Genomic DNA, 16,217 nt, shown 5'->3' with positions numbered 1-16,217 from the left:
TTAATGGTTTGTTAATTTTTTGTTTTTGCAACAGCTACTTTATCTGCTGCTTTTTGAGGCTGGATCACCATACCCTCCTGTAACTTATCAACCCCGCTTAACACGATCTGGTCGCCAGCTTTTACCCCGTCTTTAACCAGGTAATTTTCGCCGGCTTTACCCACAATGGTAATGGCTTGTTTTTTCACCTTACTGCTGTCGCCTACGGTAAATACAAATACTTTATCCTGCATTTCTACCGTTGAGGACTGCGGTACCAGAATGGCATTATCGTGCTGTAAACCTAAACGGATTTTCCCCGTATTACCCGAGCGAAGGGTTCCACTGGCATTAGGGAAACTGGCCCTTAAAGTAATGGCACCTGTGTTTTTATCAAACTGACCATCAATCATATCAATCTTACCTTTAATCGGGTAAGCTGAATTATCGGCCAGTAAAAGTTCTACTGCTGGTAAATGTTTGATCCTGTCGGCAGGAGTTTTACCCGGGTAGTTTGCATTAAAGTTGTTGAAGTCGTTTTCGGCAAGGGAGAAATAAACATGTACTTCGTGGATATCTGATAACTGCGTTAAAGCAACTTGATCAGTCGGAGAAACTAAACTTCCTTGTTTTTTAGGAATGCGACCGATGTAACCGCTAACAGTAGCCTTAACATTGGTATAACCTAAGTTAATCTGTGCTGAAGCCACACTGGCTTTAGCTTGTTCGGCATTTGCCTGGGCGATTTTATACGCCGTTTTAGCGGTTTTTAGCTGAAAATCAGAAACTACCTTATTCTGAACAAGTGGTGTTAATTTATCAACTTCCAATTGGGCGTTTAAAATAGCCGCTTCTGCAGCATGTAAACTTGCTTTGGCATTGTTTAAAGCCTCGCGGTAAGGGTTTTCGTTAATTTTGAACAGGGTTTGTCCGGCAGTTACATAAGCGCCTTCGTTAACCAGAACGCTTTGTAAATAACCACTTACCTGCGGACGCACATCGATATCAACAGCGCCCTGAATAGAAGCCGGATATTCTATATACGTAGTTTCTGTGCTGGCGTTAATTGCGCTTACAGGCAGTGCTGGTGGTGGTGGTGCCGCTGCTGATTGATCAGGAGATGACTTACAACTCACCAAAATTATAGATAGAAGAGAAATTGTTAACATTGAATTAATACCATTAAACCATTTAACGGTGTTAAGTAACGGATACAAGCGATGTAGAGATTTCATATAATTAAATTTAATTGGATTATAGTGTATAAATAATCTAACAGTGTTAAATTACGGTGTAAAAAAAATATTTTAACTGTTAATAGATAAAGTAATGCCTTTGATGGCATCTTTTAAAATTTGTTGATTTAGTTCGTTTGTTGTTCTGCCATTCGGACGTACCAGGTTGATGGAAATTAACCCGTGAATGATCGACCAATAGGTGTAATATTTTCTGCAGATATCATCCTCAGATACGGGTTTCTTATCAAATAAAGATTCGATTACATCCCCTAACATACTACTCAAGTTTTCAGCTTCGGGCATCGAATTTTTAACATTACAACAAACCATGTCTACACCGTACATCAACTGATAAAATTCTTTGTGGGTAAAAGCGAAGTTCCAGTAGGCAATCCACATGGCTTCCATTTTATCTTCCGGAGATTCGTGCTGATCCCTGGCTTCGCGGATATCTTTGGCCAAAATGAGGTATCCTCTTCTGGTGAGTTCCAGTAAGATGCCATCTTTGTTCGAAAAATATTCGTAAATAATTGGTGCAGTATATTCAATCTGGTCGGCAATTTTACGCATACTCAATGCCTGCCATCCCTCTGTTTGCACAATGTTCAAGGCAGCATCCAGAATTTTGGTTCTGGTTTCATCTTTTAAACGTAGAATTCTTTCTTTACTTCCCATGACTGGAATATTAGGTGTAAATAATCTAACACCGTTAAGCAAATGTAGAACCAATTCCAGAATTCACAATCATTCATTTGTCATAAACATTTTATTGATTAGTTTTACGAATGATAATCAACGATTAAAGCATCTGAAACGCTTTTTCAAATAAATTAATTTTCTCAATAACTTATAAAAAATGATTTTCCGCGAAGCAAAAAGAACTGACATCCCTGCGATCCAAATTGTCAGGCATACCGTAAAAGAGAACATTTTGTCCGATCCTGCTTTGGTTACGGATAAAGATTGCGAAGAATTTATTACGCACCGCGGCAAAGGATGGGTTTGCGAAGTAGATGGAGAAGTAGTTGGGTTCTCCATCGTAGATTTAAAGGAGCATAACATTTGGGCGCTCTTTCTGCGTCCGGAGTTCGAAGGTAAAGGCATCGGCAAAGAACTGCACCGCTTAATGATGGATTGGTATTTTGATCAAACGCAGGAAATAGTTTGGTTGGGTACATCGCCCAATACCCGTGCGGAAGAATTTTATACCCGGCAAGGCTGGAAAAAAGTAGGCGTGGTAAATAAAGGTGAAGTGAAATTTGAGATGGGTTATGAGGATTGGGTGAATAGGTAAATCCATTCAAAATATCGTCATTTTAAGGCATTGCTAAGAACGGTCGTCTTTCCCGCGCAGGTGGGAACCACGAAGTGCTCAGCGAAGCTAATCTTAATGAACCCTACAAACCCCTAACATGGCATCAGGATTCCCAATCAAGTTGGGAATGACGATTCAGCGGAGAAAAGATTAACCACCAAGCCACAAAGAACACAAGTATTGTGCCTTAGTAATAGCCGCCAAAAACTGAACCGTATCAGGCATATAAGTTACATATAAGCGCAACGCCCAATATGTTCTTACATGTCTTATATGGTAAAAAACTATAATAAAAGTATTAACCACTAATATCCTGAAACAAATCCGAAAGCTATCGGATCAGGGTGACGGACTAGAAGAGCAATATTAATTCGTTCGCTAATTGCGATAGTAGTAAGATTGCTTCGTTCCTCGCAATGACGATGCAGAAAAAGATTCACCACTAAGTCACAAAGAACACCAAGTATTGTATCTTAATAATAACAGATAAAAACTGAACCATATCAGGCATATAAGTTACATATAGGCTCAATGCCTAATATGTCCTTAAATGTCTTATATGGTAAAAAGAAACTAGTAAAGTTTTAACCGTTAAAACCCTGAAACAAATCGGATAGCTATCGGATCAGGTTGAAGGGAAAGAGCAATCTTAATGCGCCCGCTAATCGCGATAGTTGTAAGATTGCTTCGTTGCTAGCAATGACGATTCAGAAAAGAAAAAGATTCACCACTAAGTCACAAAGAACACAAAGCAAATTTCTTAGTGACTTCGTGCCTTAGTGGTAAAAAAATCTAACTATTCCAGATAAAAGGTGCCTGTTGTACAAAGGCCTTCTCCCCGAACTGCTCAATAATAAACCGGGCCAAATTAGAAGCATTAATCTGATCGCCATCACAATTAATCAAACTTGTGCCTGCAGGGGTTTCCTCGTCGGTTTGCATGATTAAAGGCAATCGGATTAAAGTCCAATCAAGATCACTTTCAGTTAACAGATCATATTCTTTTTGCCTGTCTGCGGTAGAAACCGGATAATTATCGTACATCCATTGGGTAGCAAATTGGGTTTTGACATCCTTTTCATCAGCAGTACTATCTACGTTGATACCGGTTATGACGATGTAACGTTTCAGATCAAAAGCCTTCATTGCTTTTAGAATATTAGCTGTTGATTGTGTGAAGATTGTTTTTTCGCTGGTAGGTTGTCCCATTCCCAAGGCGCTGACCATGATATCGCAGCCTTGGATAAGTGCATGTACCGTTTCCACATCTTTAACATCGCCGATTACAATTTCCAGCGAGGGATGATGGATCTGAAGTTTTTCTGGATTCCTGATAAGGGCTTTTACCCTGAATTGTTGCGCCAATAGCGCTTTTAAAATATAAGTACCGGCTTTACCTGTAGCACCGATTAAAGCAATTTTTAAATCTTGCATGATGTTTTTTATAAAATTTTAGAAAATAAAAATTTATCCCTTGCTATCAGAACGATAAGGGAATATCAGAATTGAATTCTGTTTGAGTTATATTTATAAAGAGATTTTAATGGGACTAATGTACAAAAAAATCCGCCATTTCGATGTATAAAGCCTACCTGAAACAGACAGGCAATCATACTACGATCGCTATACCTATAGTTATAAGATTACTAAAAAAGGTCGTCTTTCCCGCGCAGGCGGGAACCACGAAGTGCTCAGCGAAGCTAATCTTAATGCTACCTAAAAACACTACCAGAGCATTACGATTCCCAATCAAGTTGGGAATGACGATGTAGCCTAGAAAGGATTAACCACAAAGGCACAAAGAACACAAAGTATTGTGCCTTAGTAACAGCCGTCAAAAGACTGAACCATATAAGGCATATAAGTTAAATATAAGCGCAATACCTAATATGTTCTTACATGTCTTATATGGTGAAAAGAAACTAGTAAAGTTTTAACCATTAAGACCCTGAAACAAGTTCAGGGTGACGACCTGAAAAAGCCTGCCCCGACTTTCGGGGAAGCAATCTTAATGCGCTCGCTAGTAGCGATAGTTGTAAGATTGCTTCGTGCCTCGCAATGACGATTTATGGAAGAAAAGAAAAATACTAACGCTTAAACTTCATCATGAAATTGCTTACACTTTCCTCCAAATTCCCATCAGCAATGGCTTTAACGAAAGCAGTACCAATAATAGCACCATTAGCGTACGAGCAGGCCTTATCAAAAGTCTGTTTATCACTGATTCCGAAGCCGATCATTGTTGGGTTGTTCAGATTCAGGTTTTTAATTCTGCTGAAATAAGCTTCTGTGGTATCGCCAACTTCGAGGTTTTTACCCGTAGTAGCCGATGATGATAACAAATAGATAAATCCATTGGTTAAACCGTCAATTTTATGGATGCGTTCCTCAGCCGTTTGAGGGGTGATTAAAAACACATTGCTCAGGTTATGTTTTTCAAAGCAATCTTTATAAAATTCCTCATACTCTACCATGGGCAAATCAGGAACGATACAACCATCTACCCCTACTTCGGCACAGGCTTCGCAGAATTTTTCTACGCCAAACTGCAAAACCGGATTTACATACCCCATTAACAAAACAGGAATGGTAACGGTCTTACGCAAGTCTTTCAACTGTTCAAAAAGCAGATTAAGCGTCATGCCCTGATCGAGTGATTGTTTACTACTGGCTTGAATTACCGGTCCATCGGCAACAGGATCGGAATAAGGAAAACCAATTTCGAGCATATCAGCACCCGATTTTTCCAGTGCTTCAGCAATTTGAATCGTATCGCCAGTATTTGGATAACCAGCAGTATAATAAATTGATAATATGTTTTTCTTCTCCTGAAAGAGTTGTTTAATTCTGTTCATGTTTTTGAGATGGGAGATTTGAGATGTGAGATTGGAGATTGATGACCTGCAAGGAAGTCTACTGTCTCATATCTCACTTCTCAAATCTTTCTTAAAGATTAAAATATTTAATATAAGTATCCAGATCCTTGTCGCCACGGCCTGAAAGGCAAACCACTACATTTTCGCCGCCTTTGAATTCCATTTTTTCTAAGTAAGCCAATGCATGTGCGCTTTCAATAGCTGGAATAATCCCTTCCAGTTGTGTACAAAGCAAACCAGCTTCTAAACTTTCTTCATCAGTAATGGAAACATATTGGCCGCGGCCGGTTTTAAACAAATGTGCATGCTGTGGCCCAATGCCCGGATAATCCAATCCTGCCGAAACCGAATGGGGTTCTACTACCTGACCATCTGGCGTTTGCATTAAAATACTTCTGCTCCCGTGTAAAACACCCTCTTTACCTAAATAAGTGGTTGCGGCAGAAAATCCGCTCGAGACTCCTTTTCCGGCTGCTTCAACAGCGATGAGTTTAACATTCTCATCGTCCATAAAATGATAGAACATGCCCATCGCATTACTTCCACCACCTACACAAGCCAAAACATAATCAGGCTGATCACTACCTGTTTGCTCCAACAATTGTTTTTTGGTTTCCTCAGAGATGATCGATTGAAAAATCGCCACCATATCTGGATAAGGGTGTGGACCCACCACCGAACCGATGATATAATGTGTATCAACAGGATTATTAATCCAGTCGCGCATCGCCTCATTGGTTGCATCTTTTAAGGTTTTACTTCCAGAACTGGCGGGAACAACCTTTGCACCCAGCATTTTCATGCGGGCTACATTCGGTGCCTGGCGCTCAATATCCACCTCGCCCATGTAAATCACACATTCGAGGTTACGCAAAGCGCAAACCGTTGCTGTAGCTACTCCATGCTGACCAGCACCTGTTTCGGCAATGATTCTTTTTTTGCCCAGTTTTTCTGCCAATAAAATCTGTCCGATGGTATTGTTAATCTTATGGGCGCCAGTATGGTTTAAATCTTCTCTTTTTAAGAAAATATTGGCACCAAATCTTTCCGAATACCTTTTAGCCAGGTATAATGGCGAAGGACGGCCAACGTAATCTTTTAATAACTGATGAAATTCCTTTTGAAAACCGGCATCATCAATAATCTTTAAATAGTTTTGACGCAATTCTTCTACGTTTGGATAAAGCATTTCGGGAATGTATGCACCTCCAAAATCTCCATAATATCCTTTTTCGTTTACTTTGTATTTCATATCCGTAAATTTTGTCATTCTGAGGAACGAAGAATCTGTTAAATATCGTCAGCAGTTCTTCGTCGCTTGCAGATACTTCGTACCTCAGTATGACCGTCTATTTATTCATTTCTTTAATAAATTCTTTAATCTTCTCCGCGTCTTTCAAACCCGGCTCAATTTCGAACCTGCTATTGATATCCAAAGCATATAAACGTTCGTCATTTATTTCTTTTATAGCTGAGCTATGTTCTAAATCAATTCCACCACTCAAAAAGTAAGGTTTGTTGCAAGTATATTGGTCTAAAACAGACCAATTGAATGTTTTTCCCGATCCACCATGTGTTTTGGTTTTGGTATCAAACAAAAAGTAATCCACCACATCTAAATAAGGTTCCAGATCAGAAAAATCAAAATCTTCATCTATTCCAAAAGCTTTGATCACTTCTAAAGTAGAGAAAGTCGATTTTAATGCTTCACAGTATTCAGGCGATTCACTGCCATGTAACTGAACAGCCTTTAGCTTCAATGTGTTTACTTTATCGTTTACTTTTTCAAGCTCTTCATTTACAAAAACACCAACAGTTTTAATTTCTGCGGGAATGTATTTAATCAATTCAGCAGAAACATCACTGATTAGCCGGGGCGATTTATCATAAAAGATAAAGCCAAGATAATCTGGCTGCAATTCGGCAACCGCAGCAATATTCGCCGCCAAACGCATTCCGCAAACTTTTAACTTTAACATGCCAATAAGTTTTTGAAACTGTTTAACGCTTTTTTGCTTGTTAAAGATTCTTCGGCTTCATAAAAGCAGTCAGCAAAAGACAGTTCAGGTTTGATCGTTTTAATTGCTAGTGCCGAATTACACAGTACCACATTGTTCTGCACATCAGTGGCTTCGCCGTTTAACACATCCATAAATATTTTGGCTGATGATTCTACGGTATCACCACCTTTAATGGAATTCATATCAACCTTGTCGAAGCCCATATCCTGAAGCGTTAAAATCTGTTCTCCCTTGTTCGAAAAGGTTTTTACATCGCAGGTTAACGAAACTTCATCATAACCTTCCAGTGCATGTACAATGGTATAACTTTTATCCGTATCCTGATATAAATAAGCATATAAACGCGCCAGTTCCAAACTAAATACCCCTACCATCTGGTATTTTGGCTGTCCCGGGTTAACCATGGGGCCGAGCATGTTAAAAAATGTTTTCACCCCTAACTCCTTACGAATCGGTGCTACAATTTTCATCGCCGGATTAAACAGCGGAGCATGCAGGAAACAGATCCCTGCTTTATCCAGATTACGTTTTAAAGTGTCTTCGTTATTGGTAAACGTATAGCCTAAATATTCCATTACATTGGAAGATCCGCAGCCTGAAGAAACGCCATAATTACCGTGTTTAGCCACATGATGGCCAGCACCTGCCACTACAAATGAGGACAGGGTAGAAATATTAAAAGTGTCTTTGCCATCACCACCGGTACCGCAAAGATCAATCAGGTCGTAACCTGATAAGTTTACTTTTACACACATATCCAACATCGCATCACGGAAGCCCTGTAACTCCTGCACCGTGATGTTGCGCATGGCATAAGCGGTAATAAAAGCGGCAATTTGTGAAGAATTGAAAGCTCCTTCCGAAATGGAGATTAGAATGTTCTTTGCTTCTTCCCTGCTAAAACTCTTGTTCTCGAATAAATGGTTTAATATTTTTTTCATGTTTTATATTCAATCTTGCGCCATGGTTTGTATCTCCCCAAACTATTTATATTTATTCCGGTTCGTGGAGACACGAACCTTGGCGATGGTTTATTGCAATGTTATTTAACCACAGATGAAAAGGATGAACACGGATAAAAATCTGTGTGTATCTGTGCTCATCTGTGGTTCATTTTCATTTATCTCTTTATTTTGCGCCATGGTTTGTGTCTCCACAAACCACTTAATATTTTCTAAATCTTATTTTATAGATGCTGAAACAAGTTCAGCATGAAGCCTATTTTTAAAACCACCCCGTCCTGCGGACACCCCTCCACGGGAGGGGAAGGCATAAAAAAAGGATTGCTTTTTGGGCAATCCTCTTAGTTGTGTTTAAAATATTTTAAAATATATAACAATAGAATTTGCCTAACGAATTTCGTTATGCCACCACCAATTGTTATTTAAGTTTTTAATTATCATGTTTGTATAAAGCAAATATTGACATAGTTTTTTAATATTCCAAAATCTTTCTAAAAATATATGGCTTTCTTTAAAAGAAAAGTACAGTTTAATGATGATTTAGGTTTCGGATCCAATCCGGTAACCAAAAACCAGCGCATGCTTAACCCTGATGGTTCGGCAAATATAGAACGTACAGGCCTGCCCTGGTTTAAGTTCGACGATACCTATACCCGCCTGGTTACCATGAGCTGGCCGCGTTTTTTCTTCGTCATTCTACTGGCCTACCTCGTTGTAAATACCATATTCGCAGTTTTATATAATGTAGTGGGTATCGAAAACCTGGAAGGCGCTAAAGGTGCAACCCTTCGCGATCAGTTTTTTGATGCCTTTTTCTTTTCTGCTCAAACCATTTCTACCGTGGGTTATGGTCATATTTCTCCGCAGGGCTTTGTTACGAGCATTCTGGCTGCCTTCGAAAGTATGCTGGGCCTGCTTGCTTTTGCATTAGCAACAGGTTTATTGTATGGCCGTTTTAGCCGGCCTACTTCTAAAGTGAGTTTCAGCAAAAAAATGGTGATTGCTCCTTACGAAAAAGGCCATGGTTTAATGTGCCGTTTGGTTAACCTGCGTCGCAATCAGCTTATCGAGGTTGAAGTGCAGATGGTCATGTCGTACAATGAAACCGTTGATGGTAAACATGTAAGAAAATTCTATCCCCTCGCATTAGAGCGCAATAAAATCGGCATCCTCTCTTTAAACTGGACGCTGGTACACCCGATTACAGAAGAAAGTCCGTTTTTCGAAAAATCGTTAACTGAACTGCAACAGGCAGAAGTGGAAGTTTTTGTAATTCTTAAAGCTTTTGATGATACTTTCTCGCAGACCATCCACACCAGAACCAGTTATCAGGATGAGGAAATAGAAATGGATGCTAAGTTTGAGAAAATGTATTACCATAATGAAGAAGGCAAAATGGTGATGGATTATAGTAAGCTGGATAAGGTTACGCGGACGGTGTAAAGGTCTTTTTCCTCTTTTAAAAAATTGTTTTGTTTTTTGGAAAGCAAGTTTCAATGCTAATCGGTTGCGGTAGTCCCGTTATCCGCTACAATCTTTTTGTGACATTCTATTCAATGTTGCTGCAAACAAAAAGGATTTTCACTTCTACCGGGTTTAGGTGGGCTGGTGCAGTAAACAAAACCACCCCGCCTTACAGGCACCCCTCCAAAGGAGGGGAATTGTCCCTCATCGTCTTTATGCAATTTGCATTCCCCTCTCCCGGAGGGGTGCCTGTAAGGCGGGGTGTTAATAACGCCATATAAAATCCAAAATATCCTGATACAATTGATTCCCACCAAAAATCATCTGACTGATCATCGGGACATGGCTTTTGCCTTTAATCTCCTTTATTTCTACCGGGATATTGTTGGCTTTAAGTTTTTCATATAACCTCGGCGTTTGCAATTTAATGGCACCATAAGTTTTGCTTCCATAAAAAAGCAAATGCGGATTTTTGATGTTGTTTACATAATCCAATGGTGAAGCCTCTTTCCAAACCGCAGGCTGATCGGTAAAAGTCCGGATGAAATCGAAATAAAAATGGTCTTTTTCGGCTGTGCTTAAATATTCCTTCATATCTAAGCCGAAAGGGTCATTCAGGATTACTCCTTTAATCGGATTTTTAATACCCACTTTTTTAAAATATTTAGGATCAGCATTAATCAATTCAGCAAGATGTGCCCCCGCTGAGTGTCCCATTACAAAAATCTTTTCCTTACTCGCCGTATAATCGGCTATATGCGCTTGTACCCACTTTACTGCCAAAGCGCAATCATCGCCCATTTTTTCGTACTGAACATTTGGTGCTAAGCGATAATTAATGATAACGGTAACTACATCCTTTCGCGCGAAATTCCTTCCCAACCACCAATAAGTTTCTTTTTTACCACTGCTCCACGAGCCGCCATGAATGAAAATTAATACGGGTTTATTTTTGATACTGTCGTTTTTGTAAAAAATATTCAGTGTATTGGCTTCGTCAGTATTGCCCACATAATTGATGTTTTTTACTTTTTTAACTTGCGCAGAAGAAAGTATCGTTTGGAACAAGAGCATTACTAAAACAAGGGATTTGTACATAAAAAAGATTTAACGCTTCAGTTAATAAACGAAATTGTTGTAGAGGCGGATTTTTGATAATCGGTTCGTCAACCTGCCCATTTTCAGATCCTACCGTGTTGGCAAAATTAATTATAATATTCTTCTACCGCTCTATGCCGCGGGGCATGGTACTTTGGAGCGCCAAAGTACCCAAAGCGCTTTGTCAATCCAGCAATGAGCCTTTTGCACAATCCCATGCGCATCAAAAAACAGCGGCACTTCGTTTTGTGTTCAATATTTTTTTTTAAAATTAAATCATCTTTTATGAACACAAAACCACTGCGTTTCAGATTTTTTAGTGCCGATTTACCTGAATTGCAACTGTTTTTTGATTTCCCCGGCTCTTGGGATTGACAGCGTCCTTGGTTAAAATCCGTGCTTTATTAAAGTTGGTTAGCGAGATGCCTAAACTATTCTCTTAAAAAATGTGTCCACACGGTAGATTTTCACATCGAGATCACAGTAGCAAAAAATATTAATAAAGCCCCTCGTTTTTCACAAGGGGCAGTCTTAATTTTTCATTAATTAATAATCAACAATAAACTAGTTTAACCTAGAACAATGTGCACATTTTGGTTTACCACCTGTACCAGTCCTTAAGTTTTCCTTTTCGATGTTGTTACCTTCCGTACAATTAGTGTTATCATGGTAAACACTTTGTTTAACAGAATGAAATGCAGCTGTTTTTGCCATATGAATTTAATTAAATGAGATACAAAAAACTCAATTAATTATTTTTGTTTTTTACGGTAAACCATAAATACTTGCATCTTTTTCAGCTCCACAATTAGAAACGACTAGATTTTGCCTATGGAACTTCCGGTAAGAGTCTTCGACTCCGCTCAGACTGACAATTAATCTAGCTTAAACCGCTAACATAACTGTGTCACCGAAACGCCAAACCCTAACCGAAATACGCTATTCTATTTAGCTTAAACCCTCTACTTTAAGCCTTAATCAGCGGATTCTTCTCTTTTGCAAACAAATCAAAGACCTTTTTATCTACCAATGCAGGAAAAAGTTTGTTCATCCATACCGCTAATTTCCCTTGTCCGGTCATGATTAAGGTACGTTTACGTTTTTCGATACCATCGGCGATAATGCCCGCCACCTCTTCTGATGTCATCATTTTACCTTCATCCATACTGGTTTCGCCATGTGCAGCACCATCTTTTGATAAAGCGGTTACCCGGATATTTGAAGCAGTAAAGCCAGGACAGGCCAATAAAACGTTTACACCTGTTTTTAGTAATTCGGTACGTAAAGATTCCATAAAACCATTCATTGCAAATTTAGAAGCGGAATAACCCGTTCTGCCAGGCAAACCCCGGTAACCTGCAATTGATGAAACACCAACCACTGTTCCTTTGGTTTTTAAAATCTCAGGCAAAGCGTATTTGGTACAATAAACGGTTCCCCAAAAATTCACATCCATCAGGTTTTTTAGCACCGATAAATCAAGATCATTAAACAGGGCACGCATCGATAAACCGGCATTATTTACCAGAATATCAATTTTTTGAAAAGAAACCAAAGCCTGTTTGATAATCAGTTCGCAATCGGCCTCTTTACTTACATCAGCCTGAACCGCAACGGCCCTGATGTTATATTTTTTTTCCAGTTCTGCAGTGATTTCACAAAGGGTTACGTATTGGCGTGCAGCTAAAACCAAATTGGCGCCACGTTTAGCAAATTCTTCGGCGCAGGCTTTTCCGATTCCACTCGATGCCCCGGTGATGATGATAACTTTATCTTTCATTAAAAAATGATTTTCTTTTTGAATGTTGAGTGCTTTATTCCTGTAATCCTAAAATCCTGTAAATCTTAATCCTATTTCATCATTGCAGTTTCGTAAGGTACGCGGGTTACAATCGATCTACCCAAGGTAATTTCATCGGTATATTCAAGTTCTCCCCCGAAAGCAATTCCGCGGGCAATGGTGGTTACCGGAACATTGAATTCTTTTAGTCTTTTATAGAGATAGAACAAGGTGGTATCGCCTTCCATATTCGGACTGAGCGCTAAAATTACTTCCTTAATTCCACCAACTGCCATTCTGGCCACCAATCCGTCAATAAACAAATCGGAAGGGCCCACACCGTCCATTGGAGAAATTAAGCCTCCTAAAACATGGTAAACGCCAAAATATTGTCCGGTGTTTTCAATCGCCATTACATCACGAGTATCTTCTACCACACAAATGGTTTCTTTATCGCGTTTTATCGAAGTACAGATCTCACACACCGCATAATCAGAAATGTTATGGCAGGTGCTGCAATGTTTAATCTGTTGTTTAAGTTTTATAAAAGTATTGCCAAACTGATTTACCTCCTCCTGCTCTTTGTTTAAAAGATGTAACACCAAACGTAAAGCTGTTTTTTGCCCTACACCAGGAAGTTTTGAGAATTCGTTTACCGCATCTTCGAGCAGTTTGGATGAAAAATTCATGGTGCAAAAATAGGTAAAAAGGTTTGTTAGTTCAATAGTTCATTAGTCATTGGTTCATTGGTCAATAGTTTAATGGTTGATAGTTCATGGCCAATAGTAATTGCAAACTGGATATTGGCTCATGGTCAATAGCTTAATTGTTGATAGTTCATAGCCAATAGTAACTGCAAATTGCCAACTAAAAACTGGATATTAGCTCATGGTCAATAGTTCATAGCCAATGTTAACTGCAAATTGCCAACTAAAAATTGATTAGCGTTTATTTATCATTTGTATATTGATTTTAGGTGTCTGATAATTGCATATTGTTATTGGACGTTTTAACTTCGGACTCCGGACTTCCGACTTCGGACTCAGGAATATTGCTTGATTTGATACTTTTCTTTACATTTATCAGCTTAAAATAAAACTATGTCACCAACCATACTCTTGTGTTTTCTAATTGGTTACTTTCTGCTACTGATTGTCATTTCTTTTGTAACCTCAAAAAAATCGTCAGACAATAGCACTTTTTTTGTTGCCAACAGAAATTCTAAATGGTACCTGGTTGCCTTTGGAATGATCGGCACTGCACTTTCGGGGGTTACCTTTATATCCGTACCTGGTGAAGTTGGCGCACCCAGCGGAAACCAGTTTCAATATTTCCAGTTTGTGCTCGGCAATGCGGTTGGCTTTATCATCATCGCTACAGTTTTGCTCCCGCTTTATTACCGGATGAACTTAACCTCCATTTATAGCTATATTGAAAAAAGGCTGGGGCATTACAGTTACAAAACCGCAGCATCGATCTTTTTATTGAGTCGAACATTGGGTTCAGCGACAAGACTGTATCTGGTAGTCATTGTTTTACAACGTTTTATCTTCGACAATTATGGAATTCCCTTTTGGTTAACGGTATTGATTTCGTTGGCATTGATATGGTCGTACACTTTTAAAGGTGGATTAAAAACCATCATTATTACCGACACTTTACAAACCTTTTTCCTCGTTTTATCGGTTTTCTTAACCATTTATTTTATCTGCAACAGTTTAAATTTCAATATTCCGCAGGCATTTGAGACGGTAAAAAACAGTAGCTATTCCAAGATATTCTTTTTAGATGATTTCCTGACCAATAAGTTCTATTTCAGTAAACAGTTTATCGGTGGTATTTTTGTGACCATTGCCATGACAGGTTTAGACCAGGATCTGATGCAGAAAAACCTGAGCATGAGCACCATAAAAGAGGCACAAAAAAACATGTTCACGTTTACAGGCGTATTCGTGATTCTGAATGTGTTCTTTTTGAGTGTCGGTGCATTATTATACATTTTCGCGGCAAAAAACGGCATCGATATTCCTTTAGACCACATTACCGGAAAACCAAGAACAGATTTACTATTTCCGGAAACTGCTTTAAACAACCTGGGCGCTATACCGGCCATTATCTTTATGCTGGGCTTAACTGCTGCAACCTTTGCCACTACCGACTCAGCACTTACCGCTTTAACCACATCCTTTTGTGTCGACTTTTTAGGCATGGCGAAGGCAGAAAATGTAAATGCCAAAGACGCCGTAAAAAAACGCCATACTGTACACGTGGCCTTTTCTATTTTGATGTTCCTGGTGATTCTCGTAATCAATGCGCTGAACAGTTCATCAGTAGTCAGCTTAATTTTCACCATTGCTTCTTACACTTACGGACCGCTTTTAGGATTATATAGTTTTGGATTATTTGTAAAAAAACGTGGCCTCCATGATAAATTAGTCCCAATAGTTTGCTTATTATCACCTTTTTTATGTTACTTGCTTGCCACGTATTCGACCACTTTACTGGGCGGTTACGTTTTTAGTGTGGAACTGATTTTAATTAACGGTTTAATCACATTTATAGGCTTGTTGTTCATCAGCAAAAAAACTGATGCGCAGACCAAATTTTAATATTTAGCATTATTTATATGACGAGTGAAGAAAAAATTAGAAGTGCTTTTGAAAACAAAGACTGGCAGGAAATTAAAGTAACAGATTCCTGGCAAATTTTTAAAATCATGGCCGAATTTGTAGACGGCTTTGAGAAACTGGCTAAAATTGGCCCATGTGTTACCATTTACGGTTCAGCGCGTACCGCTCAAACGCATAGATATTATCAATTGGCAGAACAATGTGGTAAATTATTAACCGATCGCGGTTATGGTGTTATTACAGGCGGTGGTCCGGGCATTATGGAAGCCGGTAACAAAGGCGCCCATACCAACGGTGGAAAATCGGTAGGTTTAAACATTGAGTTGCCTTTTGAGCAGTTCCACAATAAATATATCGATCATAATAAATTACTGGAGTTTGATTATTTCTTTGTGCGCAAGGTGATGTTCATGAAATATAGCCAGGGTTTTGTGGTATTACCAGGTGGTTTTGGCACCATGGATGAGCTATTTGAAGCTTTAACCTTAATCCAGACCGGCAAAATAGCCCGTTTCCCAATTGTATTGGTGGGCGTTGATTATTGGGGTGGATTAATTGACTGGATTAAAGGTACGATGCTTCAAAAAGAACATAATATCCACGAAGAAGATTTAAACCTTTTCAGGTTGGTAGATACCGCTGAAGAAGCCGCAGAGCATATTTTCCGTTTCTACGATAAATATGTACTTAAACCGAATTTTTAGGTTGGTTTAATAGTTCATTTGCCATTGGTTCATTAGTATGGCTAACTGAAAATTGCAAACTGATAATTGATAACTAAAAAGTGCTTACAAACAATAAGCACTTTTTTTATGTCTTCATTTATTGTAACAACTGAAGAACACTGCCATCTA

14 protein-coding genes are annotated in these 16,217 nt (G+C 38.9%); 4 read left to right on the top strand and 10 right to left on the bottom strand.

The window, feature by feature from the left end:
* Positions 1 to 11 precede the first annotated feature (11 nt).
* Positions 12 to 1,214 carry an efflux RND transporter periplasmic adaptor subunit gene (locus tag KYH19_RS04985; protein WP_219077802.1) on the bottom strand — a complete coding sequence of 401 codons (1,203 nt, stop codon included), beginning with the start codon at positions 1,212 to 1,214 and terminating at the stop codon, positions 12 to 14.
* A 72-nt stretch (positions 1,215 to 1,286) separates the two neighbouring features.
* Positions 1,287 to 1,892, bottom strand: coding sequence for a TetR/AcrR family transcriptional regulator (locus tag KYH19_RS04980; protein WP_132396531.1), 606 nt, complete (start codon positions 1,890 to 1,892; stop codon positions 1,287 to 1,289).
* 181 nt (positions 1,893 to 2,073) lie between these two features.
* On the opposite strand from KYH19_RS04980, the gene KYH19_RS04975 reads away from it, so the two are divergent.
* Entirely contained in the window at positions 2,074 to 2,511 is a 438-nt protein-coding gene (locus tag KYH19_RS04975) for a GNAT family N-acetyltransferase (RefSeq protein WP_132396533.1), read from the top strand.
* Between the two features lie 813 nt (positions 2,512 to 3,324).
* Here KYH19_RS04975 and KYH19_RS04970 read toward each other — a convergent pair.
* The 5 genes from KYH19_RS04970 to trpD form a co-directional block, all read right to left on the bottom strand.
* Complete coding sequence (locus tag KYH19_RS04970) at positions 3,325 to 3,966, bottom strand: NAD(P)-dependent oxidoreductase (RefSeq protein WP_219077801.1); 642 nt, start codon at positions 3,964 to 3,966, stop codon at positions 3,325 to 3,327.
* A 653-nt stretch (positions 3,967 to 4,619) separates the two neighbouring features.
* Positions 4,620 to 5,387, bottom strand: coding sequence for a tryptophan synthase subunit alpha (trpA, locus tag KYH19_RS04965; RefSeq protein ID WP_219077800.1), 768 nt, complete (start codon positions 5,385 to 5,387; stop codon positions 4,620 to 4,622).
* A 91-nt stretch (positions 5,388 to 5,478) separates the two neighbouring features.
* Positions 5,479 to 6,660: a tryptophan synthase subunit beta gene (gene trpB / locus KYH19_RS04960; RefSeq protein WP_219077799.1), complete on the bottom strand. Its 1,182-nt coding sequence runs from the start codon at positions 6,658 to 6,660 to the stop codon at positions 5,479 to 5,481.
* Positions 6,661 to 6,757: 97 nt separating this feature from the next.
* Positions 6,758 to 7,387 (bottom strand): phosphoribosylanthranilate isomerase, encoded by a 630-nt coding sequence (locus tag KYH19_RS04955; RefSeq protein ID WP_255562556.1) that lies wholly within the window; start codon positions 7,385 to 7,387, stop codon positions 6,758 to 6,760.
* A complete protein-coding gene (gene trpD / locus KYH19_RS04950) occupies positions 7,381 to 8,370 on the bottom strand; it encodes an anthranilate phosphoribosyltransferase (RefSeq protein ID WP_219077798.1) in 990 nt (329 codons plus the stop codon). The genes KYH19_RS04955 and trpD overlap by 7 nt, the downstream gene beginning before the upstream one ends.
* A gap of 522 nt (positions 8,371 to 8,892) precedes the next feature.
* Between trpD and KYH19_RS04945 the strand changes: the two genes are divergently transcribed.
* Complete coding sequence (locus KYH19_RS04945) at positions 8,893 to 9,834, top strand: ion channel (protein WP_219077797.1); 942 nt, start codon at positions 8,893 to 8,895, stop codon at positions 9,832 to 9,834.
* A 285-nt stretch (positions 9,835 to 10,119) separates the two neighbouring features.
* On the opposite strand, the gene KYH19_RS04940 is transcribed toward KYH19_RS04945, so the two are convergent.
* The 3 genes from KYH19_RS04940 to recR form a co-directional block, all read right to left on the bottom strand.
* Positions 10,120 to 10,953: an alpha/beta hydrolase gene (locus tag KYH19_RS04940; protein ID WP_219077796.1), complete on the bottom strand. Its 834-nt coding sequence runs from the start codon at positions 10,951 to 10,953 to the stop codon at positions 10,120 to 10,122.
* Between the two features lie 967 nt (positions 10,954 to 11,920).
* Entirely contained in the window at positions 11,921 to 12,733 is an 813-nt protein-coding gene (locus tag KYH19_RS04935; RefSeq protein WP_219077795.1) for an SDR family oxidoreductase, read from the bottom strand.
* A gap of 71 nt (positions 12,734 to 12,804) precedes the next feature.
* Positions 12,805 to 13,422, bottom strand: a complete 618-nt coding sequence (gene recR / locus KYH19_RS04930; RefSeq protein WP_121282941.1) for a recombination mediator RecR — start codon at positions 13,420 to 13,422, stop codon at positions 12,805 to 12,807.
* 411 nt (positions 13,423 to 13,833) lie between these two features.
* Between recR and KYH19_RS04925 the strand changes: the two genes are divergently transcribed.
* Positions 13,834 to 15,342 (top strand): sodium:solute symporter, encoded by a 1,509-nt coding sequence (locus tag KYH19_RS04925; RefSeq protein ID WP_219077794.1) that lies wholly within the window; start codon positions 13,834 to 13,836, stop codon positions 15,340 to 15,342.
* A gap of 17 nt (positions 15,343 to 15,359) precedes the next feature.
* Positions 15,360 to 16,067, top strand: a complete 708-nt coding sequence (locus tag KYH19_RS04920; protein ID WP_029278019.1) for a TIGR00730 family Rossman fold protein — start codon at positions 15,360 to 15,362, stop codon at positions 16,065 to 16,067.
* Positions 16,068 to 16,217: the final 150 nt, after the last annotated feature.

The sequence above is a fragment of the Pedobacter sp. D749 genome (genome assembly GCF_019317285.1).
Classification (GTDB): Bacteria; Bacteroidota; Bacteroidia; order Sphingobacteriales; family Sphingobacteriaceae; genus Pedobacter.
Note: the sequence above shows the minus strand (reverse complement) of the source record. Positions and strands in the feature narration are given on the sequence as shown.

Bases quoted from the DNA above. Each gene is read 5' to 3' on its own strand.
- KYH19_RS04985 (WP_219077802.1), bottom strand. From the start codon at position 1,214: ATGAAATCTCTACATCGCTTGTATCCGTTACTTAACACCGTTAAATGG.
- KYH19_RS04980 (WP_132396531.1), bottom strand. From the start codon at position 1,892: ATGGGAAGTAAAGAAAGAATTCTACGTTTAAAAGATGAAACCAGAACC.
- KYH19_RS04975 (WP_132396533.1), top strand. From the start codon at position 2,074: ATGATTTTCCGCGAAGCAAAAAGAACTGACATCCCTGCGATCCAAATT.
- KYH19_RS04970 (WP_219077801.1), bottom strand. From the start codon at position 3,966: ATGCAAGATTTAAAAATTGCTTTAATCGGTGCTACAGGTAAAGCCGGT.
- trpA (WP_219077800.1), bottom strand. From the start codon at position 5,387: ATGAACAGAATTAAACAACTCTTTCAGGAGAAGAAAAACATATTATCA.
- trpB (WP_219077799.1), bottom strand. From the start codon at position 6,660: ATGAAATACAAAGTAAACGAAAAAGGATATTATGGAGATTTTGGAGGT.
- KYH19_RS04955 (WP_255562556.1), bottom strand. From the start codon at position 7,387: ATGTTAAAGTTAAAAGTTTGCGGAATGCGTTTGGCGGCGAATATTGCT.
- trpD (WP_219077798.1), bottom strand. From the start codon at position 8,370: ATGAAAAAAATATTAAACCATTTATTCGAGAACAAGAGTTTTAGCAGG.
- KYH19_RS04945 (WP_219077797.1), top strand. From the start codon at position 8,893: ATGGCTTTCTTTAAAAGAAAAGTACAGTTTAATGATGATTTAGGTTTC.
- KYH19_RS04940 (WP_219077796.1), bottom strand. From the start codon at position 10,953: ATGTACAAATCCCTTGTTTTAGTAATGCTCTTGTTCCAAACGATACTT.
- KYH19_RS04935 (WP_219077795.1), bottom strand. From the start codon at position 12,733: ATGAAAGATAAAGTTATCATCATCACCGGGGCATCGAGTGGAATCGGA.
- recR (WP_121282941.1), bottom strand. From the start codon at position 13,422: ATGAATTTTTCATCCAAACTGCTCGAAGATGCGGTAAACGAATTCTCA.
- KYH19_RS04925 (WP_219077794.1), top strand. From the start codon at position 13,834: ATGTCACCAACCATACTCTTGTGTTTTCTAATTGGTTACTTTCTGCTA.
- KYH19_RS04920 (WP_029278019.1), top strand. From the start codon at position 15,360: ATGACGAGTGAAGAAAAAATTAGAAGTGCTTTTGAAAACAAAGACTGG.